This is a genomic window from Pedobacter cryophilus (assembly GCF_005116455.1).
Classification (GTDB): domain Bacteria; phylum Bacteroidota; class Bacteroidia; order Sphingobacteriales; family Sphingobacteriaceae; genus Pseudopedobacter; species Pseudopedobacter cryophilum.
This window is the reverse complement of the sequence record NZ_SWBP01000002.1, coordinates 734,023-749,894: the sequence shown is the minus strand read 5'-3', so window position 1 is coordinate 749,894 and position 15,872 is coordinate 734,023. Positions and strand designations below refer to the sequence as shown.

The 15,872-nt window shown below is 33.4% G+C and carries 15 protein-coding genes; 9 read left to right on the top strand and 6 right to left on the bottom strand.

Features of this window, described 5'->3' with window-relative positions; all coding sequences use genetic code 11:
• Position 1: 1 nt before the first annotated feature.
• The 5 genes from FA046_RS17245 to FA046_RS08415 all read left to right on the top strand — a co-directional run bounded on the left by FA046_RS17245 (position 2) and on the right by FA046_RS08415 (position 3,706).
• The gene (locus FA046_RS17245) at positions 2-178 is read left to right on the top strand and encodes a hypothetical protein (protein ID WP_169303332.1); all 177 of its coding nucleotides are present in this window, start codon (positions 2-4) and stop codon (positions 176-178) included.
• A 9-nt stretch (positions 179-187) separates the two neighbouring features.
• Positions 188-1,039 carry a cbb3-type cytochrome c oxidase N-terminal domain-containing protein gene (locus FA046_RS08430; protein WP_136825938.1) on the top strand — a complete coding sequence of 284 codons (852 nt, stop codon included), beginning with the start codon at positions 188-190 and terminating at the stop codon, positions 1,037-1,039.
• A gap of 192 nt (positions 1,040-1,231) precedes the next feature.
• Positions 1,232-2,605, top strand: coding sequence for a cytochrome c oxidase accessory protein CcoG (ccoG, locus tag FA046_RS08425; protein WP_136825937.1), 1,374 nt, complete (start codon positions 1,232-1,234; stop codon positions 2,603-2,605).
• Between the two features lie 4 nt (positions 2,606-2,609).
• Positions 2,610-3,023, top strand: a complete 414-nt coding sequence (locus FA046_RS08420; protein ID WP_136825936.1) for a FixH family protein — start codon at positions 2,610-2,612, stop codon at positions 3,021-3,023.
• The gene (locus FA046_RS08415) at positions 3,020-3,706 is read left to right on the top strand and encodes a sulfite exporter TauE/SafE family protein (protein WP_136825935.1); all 687 of its coding nucleotides are present in this window, start codon (positions 3,020-3,022) and stop codon (positions 3,704-3,706) included. Before FA046_RS08420 ends, FA046_RS08415 begins: the two co-directional genes overlap by 4 nt.
• A 375-nt stretch (positions 3,707-4,081) precedes the next feature.
• Here the strand turns inward: FA046_RS08415 and hemN are convergent, their stop codons facing one another.
• The 4 genes from hemN to FA046_RS08395 form a co-directional block, all read right to left on the bottom strand.
• Entirely contained in the window at positions 4,082-5,443 is a 1,362-nt protein-coding gene (gene hemN / locus FA046_RS08410; protein WP_136825934.1) for an oxygen-independent coproporphyrinogen III oxidase, read from the bottom strand.
• On the bottom strand, positions 5,440-6,450 hold the full coding sequence (locus tag FA046_RS08405) for an NAD(P)-dependent oxidoreductase (RefSeq protein WP_136825933.1): 1,011 nt from the start codon (positions 6,448-6,450) through the stop codon (positions 5,440-5,442). Before FA046_RS08405 ends, hemN begins: the two co-directional genes overlap by 4 nt.
• An 85-nt stretch (positions 6,451-6,535) precedes the next feature.
• Positions 6,536-7,582: a response regulator gene (locus tag FA046_RS08400; RefSeq protein ID WP_136825932.1), complete on the bottom strand. Its 1,047-nt coding sequence runs from the start codon at positions 7,580-7,582 to the stop codon at positions 6,536-6,538.
• Positions 7,583-7,584: 2 nt separating this feature from the next.
• Positions 7,585-8,769, bottom strand: coding sequence for a PAS domain-containing sensor histidine kinase (locus FA046_RS08395; protein WP_136825931.1), 1,185 nt, complete (start codon positions 8,767-8,769; stop codon positions 7,585-7,587).
• 260 nt (positions 8,770-9,029) lie between these two features.
• Between FA046_RS08395 and FA046_RS08390 the strand changes: the two genes are divergently transcribed.
• The 3 genes from FA046_RS08390 (at position 9,030) to FA046_RS08380 (ending at position 11,694) form a co-directional block, all read left to right on the top strand.
• Positions 9,030-9,656, top strand: coding sequence for a YceI family protein (locus tag FA046_RS08390; protein WP_136825930.1), 627 nt, complete (start codon positions 9,030-9,032; stop codon positions 9,654-9,656).
• A gap of 33 nt (positions 9,657-9,689) precedes the next feature.
• Positions 9,690-11,006 carry a hypothetical protein gene (locus FA046_RS08385; protein ID WP_136825929.1) on the top strand — a complete coding sequence of 439 codons (1,317 nt, stop codon included), beginning with the start codon at positions 9,690-9,692 and terminating at the stop codon, positions 11,004-11,006.
• A gap of 67 nt (positions 11,007-11,073) precedes the next feature.
• Positions 11,074-11,694 carry a YceI family protein gene (locus FA046_RS08380; protein ID WP_169303331.1) on the top strand — a complete coding sequence of 207 codons (621 nt, stop codon included), beginning with the start codon at positions 11,074-11,076 and terminating at the stop codon, positions 11,692-11,694.
• Between the two features lie 503 nt (positions 11,695-12,197).
• On the opposite strand, the gene FA046_RS08375 is transcribed toward FA046_RS08380, so the two are convergent.
• Entirely contained in the window at positions 12,198-12,605 is a 408-nt protein-coding gene (locus FA046_RS08375; protein WP_136825927.1) for a hypothetical protein, read from the bottom strand.
• 276 nt (positions 12,606-12,881) lie between these two features.
• Here FA046_RS08375 and FA046_RS08370 point away from each other — a divergent pair, with 276 nt between their 5' ends.
• Positions 12,882-14,678, top strand: a complete 1,797-nt coding sequence (locus FA046_RS08370; protein ID WP_136825926.1) for a hypothetical protein — start codon at positions 12,882-12,884, stop codon at positions 14,676-14,678.
• Between the two features lie 115 nt (positions 14,679-14,793).
• On the opposite strand, the gene FA046_RS08365 is transcribed toward FA046_RS08370, so the two are convergent.
• Positions 14,794-15,789, bottom strand: a complete 996-nt coding sequence (locus FA046_RS08365) for a helix-turn-helix domain-containing protein (RefSeq protein WP_136825925.1) — start codon at positions 15,787-15,789, stop codon at positions 14,794-14,796.
• Between the last annotated feature and the right edge of the window lie 83 nt (positions 15,790-15,872).

Here is a 15,872-nt window from a genome sequence, read left to right as displayed (position 1 = left end):
CATGTTTAAGCAGTTTATAAATAATTTAAATGGCAATGAAGTTTACATGCTATTCTCTTTGCTCATCTTCTTTGTGTTTTTTATAGTAGCTACAGTTGTATTAATTAGGATGAAGAAAACCCATGTAAACTACATGAGCAGCATTCCTTTAAATACAGAATTTGAAGACCATAATTAATTAACCAGCATGAAAACACGTAAAACATTAATCATCGCAATATTATTGGCTGGTAGCACTCAGGTAAGTTATGCCGGCAATGGAGAACTCATGAATAACGTTGCACTTATTGCAATTTTAGTGATGTTAATTTTAATTGCAATTGTTTGCTTCACTTTACTAAATACTTTTAAAGTACTGGCTTCCTTATTATTACCTAAAGAAACAGAAACTGTTACTTTAATCGAACATGAGTATGTTTTAGAGCCTTCAAAACCAAAAGTTACTTTAATGGAGAAACTACTTTCTTTAAGACCATTGCATGAAGAGAAAGACATGTTGATAGACCATGAGTATGATGGGATTAGAGAATTAGATAACCCTACTCCTGCTTGGTTTATGTGGTTATTTTATATTTCGGTGATATTTGCCTTTACTTATTTATTAAACTACCACGTTTTTAAATTAGGAAAACTACAAGACGAAGAATATGTAGTAGAAATGAAACAGGCCGAAGTAGATAAGAAAGCGTTCTTAGCAAAATCTGCGAATAGAGTTGATGAAAACAGCGTAAAACTATCTACAGATCCTGAAGAATTAAAATTGGGGGGAGCCATATATCTTCAAAATTGTGTGGCCTGCCACGGCGATAAGGGTCAAGGAATTGTAGGTCCAAACCTTACAGATGAATATTGGCTACATGGTTCTAAAATAGGCGATTTATTTAAAGTGGTAAAATATGGTGTGCCCGAGAAAGGGATGATTAGCTGGGAAAAGCAACTTTCGCCAAAGCAAATTGCTGATGTGGCCAACTACATTAAATCTTTAAAAGGTACAAACCCACCAAGTCCAAAGGCTCCGCAAGGAGATAAAGAATCTTAATCATCTTATGATGAGACCTATTGCTTATTAAATTTAAAGGATAATTAACATCTTCAAATTCTGCTCTAATAACTTGGTTTTATTCAAATTATTAGAGCAGTAAATTTTAATTTAAATATATAATAATCAGATATTTATATTTTTTATTTTAAATTATACTTTAGATAAAATCATTCATTTAATTATTATATTTTGGAAGATATCACCTATCATAGTACTGTAGAAGCCAGCGGAAAAAGAAGATGGCTGTACCCGCTTTTGCGTAAGGGTGCATTTTATAAATATCGCAGCTATGTAAGTTATTTCCTTTTAATATTCCTTTTTGCTGCTCCGCATATTAAAATAAACGGTCACCAATTTATGCTGTTTAATATTATTGAACGTAAGTTCATTTTATTTGGACAGGTATTTTGGCCTCAAGATTTTTTCATATTTGTGCTGGCCATGCTTACAGTTTTAATAAGTATTGTGCTTTTTACTATTGCTTTTGGACGTATTTTTTGTGGATGGATTTGTCCGCAAACTATTTTTTTAGAAATGGTTTTCAGAAAAATTGAAGTTTGGATAGAAGGCGAACCTTTAGCCCGTAAAAAACTGGATGAAAGCCCCTGGACTCAAGATAAAATTATTAAAAAGACCTTTAAACATAGCTTATACGTTATTATTTCTTTGTTTATTTCTAATACCTTTTTAGCCTACATTATTGGAAGTGATGAGGTTTTTAAAATCATTACCGAGCCCATTACTTTACATATTGTAGGTTTCATTGGGATTTTCTTTTTCACGCTAGCTTTTTACCTGGTTTTTAGCCAAATGAGAGAGCTGGTTTGTATTGTTGCCTGCCCATACGGCCGTTTGCAGGGCGTAATGTTAGATAAACACTCTTTAGTAGTGGCCTATAATTATTTACGTGGCGAGCCCCGAGGAAAAATTAAAAAAGCTAATGAGCAAAATTTAGGCGATTGTGTAGATTGTAATTTATGTGTGGCTGTTTGCCCTACCGGGATTGATATAAGGAAAGGAACACAACTAGAATGCGTGAATTGCACCGCCTGCATTGATGCTTGTGACCAAGTGATGGATAAAATCCATAAACCTAGAAATTTGATTGGCTTTTACTCTGACGAGATGATTAAGCATCAAATTAAGCCTTCATTTACAGTAAGAATGAAAGCTTATAGCCTTATCATTGTGTTAATGGTGGCCATTCTCACCTATTTCTTAATTCAAAGAAAAGATGTTGATATTACCTTATTAAGAGCTGGCGGTATGCTTTACCAAGAACAACCTGGAGGTTATGTAAGCAATTTATACACTGCCGAACTGATTAACAAAACCGCTTATCCAATTAAAATTGATATTGTGCCTGATAACAAAGAGGCTAAAATTAATTGGATACAACCTGTAAATAAAATAGAAAAAGAGAGTACTGTAAAAGTGACTTTCTTCGTTTTACTACCAGCAAAATCTATTAAACAAAGTAAAACAAACATTACCCTTTTGGTGAAACAAAACGGGAAAGTGATTAACCAAATGAAAACAAATTTTTTAGGACCCGTAAATTAACTTTATGAATTGGGGAAAAGGTTTAGTAATAGGTTTAGTATTGTTTATGAGCTTTATTACCATTTTAGTGGTGCTTATGTTTAGAAGTGCCGAAGATAGTTTTGATAAAGATTATTACGAAAAAGGTTTGGCTTATGATATAGATTATCAGCAAAAGCAACAAGTAATAACAGACAAAGTCGAGCCCACCATTTCTTATAATGATGAAGTGCTGAGCATTACTTTTAAAGCTGCCGAAACTGGGCAAATTAACTTTAAAAGACCTTCGAGTAAAAAAGAAGATAAAGTAATTAATTTTACTGGTAATGAGGTTAATATAAACAGAAAAGAATTGCTAAACGGGGAATGGAAAATGATTTTAAAATGGAATAATAACCAAAAAATTTACCTCTACGAAAAAAGTATATTTTTACAATGAACCACCTGCAACTTGCTTTCATATTAGGTCTTTTAGGTAGTTTGCACTGCGTGGGCATGTGTGGGCCTTTGGCCTTTGCCTTAGAAGATAAAAGCCAAAGTAAGTTGCAAATGATTATCCAAAAACTAACTTACAATTTGGGCAGGGCAATTTCTTATGCCTTTTTAGGATTATTAATTGGTTTGATAGGCAAACAATTATGGATTGCCGGCTTGCAACAAGGCATTAGCATTTTAAGCGGAATATTAATTATTATAGCCACTTTACCAAGGCTTTTACCCCTATTTAAACTAGAAATATACAGCCCCAAATTTTTAGTGAATGGCGTTAACAAATTGCTATCAAAAGCCATTGCCAATAAAGCTGGTCATTTTTATGTAGGGCTTTTAAACGGTTTTTTACCTTGCGGCTTTGTGTATTTAGGCTTAGCTACTGCAGTAAATACCAGTAGTGCGTTGCAATCTTCTTTATTTATGTTCTTTTTTGGTTTAGGCACCATGCCTTTAATGTTGGCGGCAATGGTAGGTTTCAATTTCGCAAAACCATCGGTACGCTATCAAATCAACAGAATATTACCTATTCTCACCATCTTTTTAGGCGTTTGGTTTATTTTTAGAGGATTAAATTTAGGAATTCCTTTTTTAAGTCCAGCTATAGCTGATGCTGGGGTGATTTGTCATTAGAAGTCGGCAGTTTTTAGTCCGCAGTTATTGGTGGCTACTTGTATTGTTGGCTAGGAATTTTTAAGTCCGATGACCGATGACCGTAGTTTGGGTGGTTACTTGTATTGTTGGCTAGGAGTCGGCTGTCCGATGACCGAATACCGCAGTTATTGGTGGCAGCTTAAAAAGCTTCTGACTTTTAAAGCATTAACGATTGAAGCGATATCCTTTTGGCTTTTCTGCCAAAAGATTTAGCGGAAAGCGTGTTAAAATGCCCAAATAAAACTAACTAACTAACTAACTAACTAACTAACTAACTAACTAACTAACTAACTAACTAACTAACTAACTAACTAACTAACTAACTAACTAACTAACTAACTAACTAACAACTGATTACCCCATACTAAAAACCTGTTTTTCTGGTTCTTTAGCCCATAATCTGGCATCAAATGCAGCGCAAATATTTCTTAGAAAACGTTCTCCGGCGGCAGTTACTTTTAAGGAATAATCTCCACGAATAATTAATTTATCTTTTTCTAATTCCTCTAAACGCTGTAATCCTTCTTTAAAATCATCATTCAGTAAATCCAGTTTATCCCAACTTGTTTCTCCTTTACACATGATGTTAAGAATATGCTTTCTGATGATTAAATCATCCTCATTTAAAAAATGACCTCTAAAAACAGGTAATTCTCCTTTATCAATTAATGCCAAGTATTCTTCTACCTTTTTAACATTTTGTGCAAAAGCAAACCAAGTATCGCTTATGGAAGAAACGCCTAAACCAATCATTAATTGGGTGTATTGATGGGTATAGCCCATAAAATTACGATGTAAATTGCCTTCAATTTGCGCTTTATATAAACTATCAGCTATTAATGCAAAATGATCCATCCCAATTTCTTTGTATCCGTGGGCAATTAATAAGTTTCTACCCACTTCATATAACAACTGCTTAGCTTCTGCATTTGGTAAATCTTGCTCGGTAAACATCCGCTGACCTGGTTTTACCCAAGGCACATGGGCGTAATTATAAAAAGCTATTCTATCTGGCTGCAAAGCAATTACTTTATTCATTGTAGCCACTAAACCTTCAACCGTTTGTAAAGGCAAACCATAAATGAGATCGTAATTTATAGAATGGTAACCTAAAGCTCGGGCTTGGTTGGTTACCGTTAGTACCTCTTCTTCGCTTTGTATGCGGTTAATAATTTGCTGTACTTTAATATCAAAATCTTGAATACCTAAACTCAAACGTTTAAAACCTAATTGGTATAAAGTAACTAGATGCTCTTTGGAGGTGTTGCCTGGGTGCGCTTCAAAACTAAACTCGGCATCAGGGTGTAATTCACACCCTTCTAAAATATCTTCAATTAAAGCTTTTAAATGTGCCGGACTAAAAAACGTGGGTGTTCCTCCTCCTAAATGCAGTTCTTTTATTTTTGGAGTGCTTTTAAACAGTTTTTTATAAAGCTGCCATTCTTTGGCTACTGCTTTAATATAAGGCTTCTCTACCTCGTGATTTTTAGTAATTCGAGTATTGCAGCCGCAATAAGTACAAAGGCTCTCACAATAAGGTAAATGGATGTATAAGCTTATACCGCTATTTTGGTTACTTTCTTCAAAAGCACTACTTACTGCAATTGTCCATTTGGCTACACTAAAATCTTTACTCTCCCAATACGGAACGGTAGGATAACTGGTGTATCTGGGAACTGGAACTGTATATTTTTTGATGATTTCGATATAATTCACAACTTTTTTTCTTGACTATTTACAGGAGCTACATTTTCTACCTTGCAATCTTTAGCGCAACTGCAAGCCTTGCCTAAGCACTTATTTACCTGCCATTGATCTAAATTATGAATGGTTTCTTCGGCAATTTCCTGTAATATTTCTGACGTTAAAAACTCTTGGTAAGGAATAATGAGAGCATGTGGATGGACCATTAATTCTTGTAAAACCGGATTCTTTAAAGTTTCGGCATCGTATTTATCCTGAGCTTTAGGAAATTCTCTATCGTAAACATCCATTCCTAAAAAGCCTAATTTCCCTTTATTAAGCGCCGCCAATACATCAGTAAGTTGTACCAAATCACCTTTAGAAGTATTAATTAGCATTACGCCATCTTTCATTTTGGCTAAACTATCACTATTGATGATGTGTTTAGTTTGCTCATTAAGAGGAATATGTAGGGAAATAATATCTGCGGTAGCATAAAGTTGATCTAAACTTATTGAGGAACTATTTTGAATATCATGATAGATGACTTTATAACCGAAGGATTCAAAGACATTGGCTGTTACCTGTCCAAAATCGCCCATTCCAATGATGCCCACTACAGATTCAAAAATATTTTTTTCGGGCGAGTTATCCGATATTTTTAAAGAATCTGGAGATAAAATAAATTTGGTATTTAAGGCTATTACTAAAGATAAAGCATGTTCTACAATGCCATAAAGATAGTTTTCTGGAAGATGTGCAATTTTAATATGAGCTGCTTTGGCTGCAACGGTATCAATATGAGCGGTAGAGTAAGATCTGGTGGTGATGTATTTTACGCCGTAGCTGGCTAATTTATTAATTACAGGTGCCGATACAGTATCTCTAACAGAAACAATAACGGCATCTTTACCTTGGGCATAAAAAGTTGTTTCTTCTGATAATGAATTAGATATCAAAGTGATATCATGCTTTTTATGATTAGCTTTTGCTAACGATTCCTTTTCAAAAGGCCGGGTGCTGTACTCCACTACTTTCATGTTTTCTTAAGCTTTAATCTCAACAAAACTATTGTGGAAAGCTTAAAATTCAAGTGAGGTTTATCAGTCAGAAAAGTGATACATGTCAGTTTTTCATATTCGTCAATTTTTCAGCATTAATAATGTGTATTTCACTCCCCTTCTTTTCTATCAGGTTTTCTTCTTTAAAATCACTTAAAGTACGGCTTACGGTTTCTGTTGCCATGCCAGCCATTGCGGCCAAATCATCTCGGGAGATTTTAAAAACATGATGATTGTTAATTTCTTTAATTCGAATTAAAGTTTCGGCCAATCGTTTACGTACAGAATGATAGGCCAACTGTACCAGCTGCTCTTCTTTTTCTTTTAAATTGGTAGAAAGCAGGTGAATAAATTGCATAGCTAAAACTGCATGTTTGTTCAAAATATCATCAACCTGATCTTTGTGTAATAAACAAATGCTGCTATCTTCCATTGCTGCGGCACTTTCGGTATGCATTTTACTTACTAATGCATCATGAATACCAAAATATTCATCTTCATGATAAATGCCTGTTAAAAATTCTCGTCCGTCTTCACTTAACTTAGCCACTTTAATTTTACCGCTTAATACCAGGTATAAACCTTGGGCAGCATCACCATCATAATATATAATTTGACCTTTTTTTACATTCCTTACTTTTTTAAGGGCCACTAAGTTTCTAAGCGCTTCAGATCCGTCTGTTTTATTAACCAACTCGTCAAGGTGTTTTAAGCCTTTAGAGTAAAAATCTTTTTGCTTATTTTTTTTATTTAATCGGCTTTCTATAGAATTTAATAGCTCAATATCATCAAAAGGCTTTGTTAAATAATCATCGGCACCCATTTCCATTCCTTTTCGCATGTCTATTCGCTCTGCTTTGGCAGTTAAAAATATAAAAGGAATAATTGCTGTTTCGGGATTTTTACTTAAAAGATAAAGTACGCCATAACCGTCTAACTCAGACATCATGATATCACAAATAATTAAATTGGGTAATTGCTGCTGCGCCAACTCTACTCCTATTTTCCCGTTCTCGGCAGTAATCACATCATATCCTGCTAAGCCTAAAATTTCGGCAGTACTTTCTCTAATATCTTCGTTATCTTCTATAATTAGTATTTTGCTATTCATATTTATAGGTTAAAGATTAAAGTAAATTTTGTTCCATTATTTTCTGCACTTTCAAATTCAATTTCACCAGCCATTAGTTTCATATATCGGTTTACAATATTAAGGCCTAAACCTGTGCCGGGAATACTGCCTGTATTATGAGCTCTAAAAAACGGTTCGAAAAGCTGTTTTTGCTCGCTTAAAGGAATCCCAATTCCATTATCTTTAATAGTGATTAAAAAATTATTCTCGTTAATTTCTGTACTAAACTCTATAAAGGTATTTTCTCCCGAGTATTTTATAGCATTAGAAATTAAATTAATGATACAGTTTTTTAGCAAACCCGCATCATTATTAACCACGCTGGTAGTACCAGTATGCTGATAAATGATGTTTTGATTTTGCTTGGCCACCATTTGCATTTCTTCTGTTATTTCTTCAGAAAACTTTACTAAATCAAAAATTGCAAATTGTGAAGTAATTACACCGGCCTCTAATCTTTCTAATGATAAAAAATCATTAAGTATGGTGGTGAGGTTGCCAATAGAGTTTTTTATTTTATTGACATGCTTACTTATCCCTGGATGCTGATAATCTTCGGCATATTTACTAATTAACGAAGCCGAAAGTTGAATAGAACTTAGTGGAGTTCTAAATTCATGCGAAGCCATAGAAACAAACCTACTTTTCATTTGGTTTAACTCTTTTTCTTTTTCTAAAGAAATACTTACTTCTTCTTTAGCTTCTTGAATAAGAAGAATGAGAGATTCTAATTCCTGCGTTCTATCCTGCACCAATTGTTCTAATTTATTGGTGTATTGTTTAAGTTGTTCTTCGGCGTCTTTTTCTCGGGTAAGATCATGAATAAAGCCTGTATAAATAATACGCCCGTCATATTGCACTTCACTAACCGCCAGCCTAAAAGGAAAAACAGAACCGTTTTTCTTTTTCCCTTTTACTTCTCTTCCGGTACCTATAATATGTGGCTCTCTGGTTGCCTGGTATCTTTTTAAATAAGCATCATGTTTGGAATGATCTGGCTCTGGCATTAAAAACGAAATGTTTCTACCTAAAAGTTCATCAGGAGTATAGCCAAATAATTCGCATCCTGATGGATTAATAGATTCAATTAATCCGCTAGAATCAATGGTGATAATTCCGTCTATCGCATTTTCTACAATAGCCTTTAACAGTGCTTGTCTTTCCATTGCTGCTAATTTATCTCAATTAATTTTACTTAAAGACAGCAAAGTGATTTTAATTCATAAGACTTAAACTTAATGCTCCTAAAATCATCATTTATTGCCTTTAAACTCTAAAACAGGTACGTAAAATTCAGTTCGCTCTATCTAAACTAAAAATACTGCTTCAAGTCACTTTTTATGTGGTGCGCTATCATTTTCTAACTCTACACCAGACTATACTTTTGATGTATAAATAAAACAGTATTTAATTAATTCAAAAAGAAATGAAAACCTCAAAATATTATCCAACAACAGTTTTAAATCATTCTAAAAAAATATTAGTAGCTGCCTCTTTTTTTGCAGCAAGCTTAACTTCTTTAAGTGCAAATGCACAAAAAACCAGTTACCAGTCTATCCCACAAACCTCAACTGTTAAGGTTTTAGGAAATTCAAACATTCACAAATGGAATATGAGTAATGAGAAATTATCTTCTCAGGCAGCTTTTACTTTTAAAGATGGAAAACTTAATGATTTAAGCGGATTTTCTTTTACCATGCAAGTGAAAGATCTTAAAAGTGACGAAGAACTTTTAAACACTAGGGCTCATAAAGCTTTAAATGCTGAAAAGTACACCACCATTTCTTTTAAAATGACTTCGGCTACTGTTGCCCCTACACAAGGCAATAACTATCAAATAAAAGCTTACGGTAAGTTACAAATTGCCGGTGTAACTAAAGATGTAATGTTGCTAGCTAATGCAGTACAAAATGCAGATAAAACCATTAGCTGTACCGGTACAGAAAAATTAAAAATGAGCGATTACGGGGTAAAACCTCCAAGCTTTATGTTAGGTGCTTTAAAAGTAGCTGATGATGTAAGTATCAATTTCAATTTAAAATTCAAAGATTAAACCTTAACAATACATAAATTAAATCACAAGATCATGAAAACTCAAATTACTACCTTTTTTAAAAGTGCTATAATATTAAGCACAATGTTGTGCCCAATGCTTATTCAAGCTCAAGACACTACAAAAACCAAAATAGCAAATTTGCGTCCTTATGACAAATCAGGCATTAACGTGTTTGAGGCGCCAAAAGATACAGATGCCACTTTTAACGGACTTGCAGTTCGTTTTGGAGCAGGATTTACTCAGTCTTTTCAAAATTTAGAACATTCTAATACTTCAACATTACCGGCCAACAAGCTTTATGCTATCTCTCCGGGTTTTAATACTGCAAATGCAAATCTTTTTATGGATGTGCAATTGGCAGATGGTATTCGCTTAAACTTAACCAGTTACCTATCTTCTCGTCACCATAATGAAACTTGGGTAAAAGGTGGTTATATCCAATTTGATAAACTTCCATTTAAAGGCGCATTTTGGGAAGATTTAATGAAAATTACTACCATTAAAGTTGGACACATGGAAATTAACTATGGCGATGCTCATTTAAGACGTTCAGACGGTGGCCATACACTTTACAATCCTTTTGTAGAAAACAACATTATGGATGAATTTACAACAGAAATTGGTGGTGAAATTTATATCCGCAAAAATGGTTTTACAGGAATGATTGGTGCTTCTAATGGAATGATTAAAGGGAATATTGATAGTTTGGTAGCCACTGCTCAAGATGCTAATACTCATAAATCTCCTTCAATTTATTTGAAAGGCGCTTATGACAAACAAATTAATGATCTTGTAAGATTTCGTCTTGCTGCTTCTTACTACACTAACAAAAGCTCTGGCTCAAACACTTTATTTGGTGGCGACCGTACCGGCTCTAACTACTTTATGGCTATGGAAAAAGCTGGCGGAACTTATGCTGCAAATGCATTTTCAGGACGTTTTAACCCAGGTTTTACTAAAAAAATAAGTACTATTCAATTAAATGCTTTCATTAAAGTATCTGGTTTTGAATTATTTGGTACTTACGAAGCTGCCGAAGGTAGAAGCAAAACAGAAACTAACGAAAGAAAAGCATCTCAATTTGCAATAGATGGTGTTTACCGTTTTGGTAAAGAAGAAAACTTATTCTTAGGTGCTAAATACAACACCGTTACTTCTGCCTTAGCTGGTGTAACAAATGATGTCACTATTGATAGAGTAACCTTTGCTGGAGGTTGGTTTGTAACTAGAAATGTTTTATTAAAAGCAGAAATTGTAAACCAAAAATACAAAGACTTTGCTAACGCTGATTACAGAAGTGGTGGTAAATTTAATGGCTACGTAATACAAGCCGTAGTAGGATTTTAGTGATTAATTTAAAAGTCGGGTTGCTATAATAGCAACCCGACTTTTTACTGTATAAACGCCACAGATAATGCCCTGTAAAAAGATTTTTTTAGTGATGATTTTGATGATTTCTTTATCAGGATTATTTTCCCTCTCTTTTTTAGATGCCCCAAAGGTAACCAGATGGGTGATTTCTAAAAATGGATCTTTACAGGTAAAAGGAAGCACCAACGTAAATACTTTTAGTTGCGTAATCTCAAACTACGCTACCCCTGATACCATTACCGTAGTAAAAATAAAACCTAGCGATACTTCTATTTCTTTAAATGGAGAAATAGGCTTAAATGTTCAAAATTTTGACTGCCACCACCCTATGATGACTGCCGATTTACGTAAAACATTAAAAGCAAAAGAATTCCCTAAGTTGTACATCCGTTTTATTAACCTAAGTAGATTGCCAGTATTATTAACGCATCATGAATTAATTAAAGGTTGGGTAGAAATAGAATTGGCCAATAAAACTAAGCTCATACAAGTAGATTATAAAATTTACAAAGATGCTCAACAAATAATTCACTTAATAGGAAATAGAAATGTGAATTTTACAGATTTTAACCTTGTACCGCCAAGAAAATTAGGAGGTATGATACAAACAAACAATTTGCTGAATATTGAATTTCATCTTCAACTGAAAAACCTTAATTATTAGCTTTTCCTTAAGCTGTTAAAATTTCTGATGATTCTACCAAACCCTCTCCTATTATTCTTAAAATAGCCTGTAAGGATTAAAAACCTTTTAGATTAAAGATGAAACAAAATCTTACATGATAAACTTTTTGTGAAGAATCTTACTCATATTTTGATTTGAAACCTGCTTAGAATGCTTGGTTATCAGATTTAAAATAGAAATCTTGGTTGAAATAGCTTGTTTTCAGATTTGACAACTCTCTCATAAGGCTAGCAAGAGAGTTGTCAAATCTTTCCCACATTCTTACCTAAATAGGAAATTTTTAGATTGAAATACGATTTAAAATGGCTTGTTTTCAGATTTGTCAACTCTCTCATAAGACTGGCAAGAGAGTTGTCAAATCTTTCCCACATTCTTACCTAAATAGGAAATTTTTAGATTGAAATACGATTTGAAATGGCTTGTTTTCAGATTTGTCAACTCTCTCATAAGACTGGCAAGAGAGTTGTCAAATCTTTTTTTAATTAAGGATTCATAATTGCAAAAATAATTCCTGCAATAACGGCTTGTACAAAACCATAAATAAGCCAGGTTAATACCATTAAAACGGTAACATCTAGGGCGCTAAAAGTGATCCACATTACAGGCACCAAGGCTACCATTGCGTAAACAAAGCCAAATTCTAATCCTCTAATAATAAAAACACCTTTAAACAATCCTTTAAAACGTTCCCAAAACCATGATAAAGCCATACTAATAACAAAAGCGTGGGTGTAAAAAAGAAAATCTCTGTCGCCGTCTGAATTAAAGAGAGGGTTATTATAGTCTGCAAAAAGATTTGGAAAAAATTTGATCGCTAAAAATAATCCTCCGTAACTGATAAAGAATAATAACATACCAGCTATTACTCCAGAAAACAACATTTTCTTCATGTATTAAAATATTTAATGGTTTGATTTTAATTAATTAAATGGAGATGTATCTGTTAAAAAGCATCCCCACAAATTAATATTCCCGCTAAATTGAATAAAATTTATACGATTTGATGTGTCTGCCATCATTTATAAAAATGACCATAGACACGTATTTTTATCGACTACAAAAAAGCAAATTTTTTAACGTTTTCTGATTTCTACTATTTTAAATAATGATCTCTGTCATATTTTATTCCCCTAAATTCCGCTTACTTCGAGAAGGAAAAAAATATTATGAATCATACATTTCACATCCCAGTACTTGGTCTTGCTTATTCTATAGACACTCCTTTAAAGGTGGCTCGCTACGGTATTTCATCGGTTTCTTCTATTGTAGATGATGTGGCAGTAGAAAGAATCAGACAATTTTACACCGAAAAAAATAACGAAATTTTTATTCCTATCTCGGCAAATGAACATGATAGTAGGGCAAAAAGAATTACAGTTTATTTAAATATGATGGATACTTTGGTAAACCAGCAATTTGAGGCATTAAAACTAACAGCTTTTGAACCTGGTTCTGAAATTACCCGCTATTTTGAGCTATTACCCCAAAACGCCGACCTTAGATTACTTTATGATAAAATGTTAACCGTTGATGATGTTAACTTAAAAAATAACTTGCAACAAGAATTACGCAATAGCTTACAAAAAGGTGCTATAGATGTAAATATTATGTCTAAAGTTGATAAAATGAACTGTAATAGTGAAGGCGAAAATTTAGATGATATTTATACCGATGCACTTGCCGCTTTAAGAGGCTTTGCAATGAGCAATTTACATACCTCCGTTATCCTTTCTGCCGGGATGAATCCTCGGTTGTATAGCTATTTAGAGATTTTTAAAGATTTCCTTCCTGATGAAAATCATGAAATTAAAAAGAAAGTAATTTTAAAAGTTTCTGATTTTAGATCAGCACTCATACAAGCTAAGTTTTTAGCAAAAAAAGGAGTTTGGGTTTCAGAATTCAGAATAGAATCTGGCTTAAACTGTGGCGGCCATGCTTTTGCTACCGAAGGTTATTTGTTGGGACCAATTTTAGAGGAATTTAAAACCAAAAAATTGGATATGATTGCTGAGCTTTTTGTGATGTACCAAAATGCAATCCAAAATAAAGGTTTAAGTATTAGCAGCCCACCACTAACAAAAATTAGCGTACAAGGCGGCATTGGAACTGCCGAAGAAAACCAATTCTTATTACAAAATTACCACTTAGATGCCACAGGCTGGGGAAGCCCATTTTTATTAGTGCCCGAAGCTACCGCTGTTGATGAAAATACTTTACATGATTTAACTACTGCCACCTCAGATGATTTCTACATAAGCGCTTCCTCTCCACTAGGAATTCCATTTAATAATTTTAGAAAAAGTACTGGCGAAAAACAGCGTTTAGAAAGAATTGCAAAAAACCGCCCTGGTAGCCCCTGCACTAAAAAATTCTTGGTTTCTAATACAGAATTTACCGCAAAACCTATTTGCCTGGCTTCTAGAGAATATCAAAACCTAAAAATTAAAGAGTTAAAGCAAAAAGGCTTAGCAGAAAAAGAGTACCAAGAAAAGTTTGACCAAATCACAGAAAAAGTTTGCCTTTGCGAAGGCTTGGTAAGTTCTTTCTATTTAAAAAACAATATGCTAAAAGCCAAAGAAAGTAAAGCGGTAACCATTTGCCCAGGCCCAAATTTGGCTTATTTTTCTGGCACTTATTCTTTAGATGAGATGGTAAAACATATTTATGGTAAACTCAACCTTTTAGAAGGTGTTAATCGTTCGCATGTTTTTATCAATGAGCTAAAATTGTATTTAGATTATTTAAAAAAGGATATCAGCATTAATATTTTGGATATGAGCGCCAAGAAAGAGAAATATTACAACAGCTTTAAAGATCAATTACAAAACGGAATTAGCTATTACCGAAATTTATTACCAACCATGCTGAGTATGAAAAAAGATTTATCTGAGCAGTTTTTAAAAGAATTAGCTGAGTTGGAATTAAAATTACAAGGAATTAATTTATCGTTTAAAACTATATAGTTTTACCTTAAATATTGAAATAGATGTAGAAGAAATGCCGCCCAAAAGCGGCTTTTTTTTATACCAGCTTAATCCTCTGTTAAAAGGTATTTGGTGCTTTACCTAAAGCGATAATCTACTCTCCCTTTATTTTTTGAGGAGGATAACCAAAAAACTTCTTGAAAGCAGTAGTAAAATGGGTAGCGTGTTTATAACCTACAAAAGCCGCTATTTCAACAATTTTATACTCTCCGGTTAAAAGCATTTGCTTCGCTTTTTCCATTTTGCAAGATAAAATGTATCCAAAAACTGTTTGTCCAAACATTATTTTAAAATGCTTTTTCAAATATTGCTCATTGGTACCTACTAATCGGGCTAAATGACTTAATGAATAGCTTTCTTCAAAATTATTACTGATTAAATTTTTCACCAATAACATTTTTTCTCTGTCAGATTCTTTTAAATGTACTTTATCATCATCTTCACTCTTTTCATATTGCGAGAGCTGTAAGCTAAAAAGTTCTATAATTTTAGCTTGTAGGTATAGTTTTCTTAAATGCCCATCAAACTCACAATTAATAATATCGTTAAGCACACTTTGCATTTTAGGCTTAATAGCTAAATTTCTATCGTACAAGCTATTGCTTTGCGCCGATTCCATTTTCTCTATCAAAAAATGATTTACCGGAATGTATTTTAACAAAAACAGGTGATCAAGGTAAATGGTAATAGAATTAAAATTTGCAGAGTTAGAAAAATGAAAGACTTCATCAGTCGGAAGGCAAAAAATATTATGCTCTCCGTCTAAAATTTTCACTTTTTGTTTAAGAAAATCTAGTTGACATTCGCAGTTTCCCTCCAAACAAAATTGCATAATAGCAATGCGATTTACTGCCCTAAAAGTCTTTTCTGTATTTAATAAATTTTGATGTGTTGTACGCTTCACAAAAAAATCTTGAAAAACTAAAGCAAACTCAGCTTCGTTCAATTGCTCCCAAACTTGTTGTGTGGCATCAGAAATATTGTCTTGAGCGACAGCAATAACGCTGTTTTCTTGCTGTTGAGCAGGAATTAAAAGGTAAACCGGCGAAAAATTTTCCTTTTGCGTTACTAATTCTCCGTATGCTGTCATTTATAAAAATCTGTAAAATATACCTTTGCTCGCAAGTTAAGTTTATTTAGACTTATTCTAAAGAATAATTACTGCTTTTACAA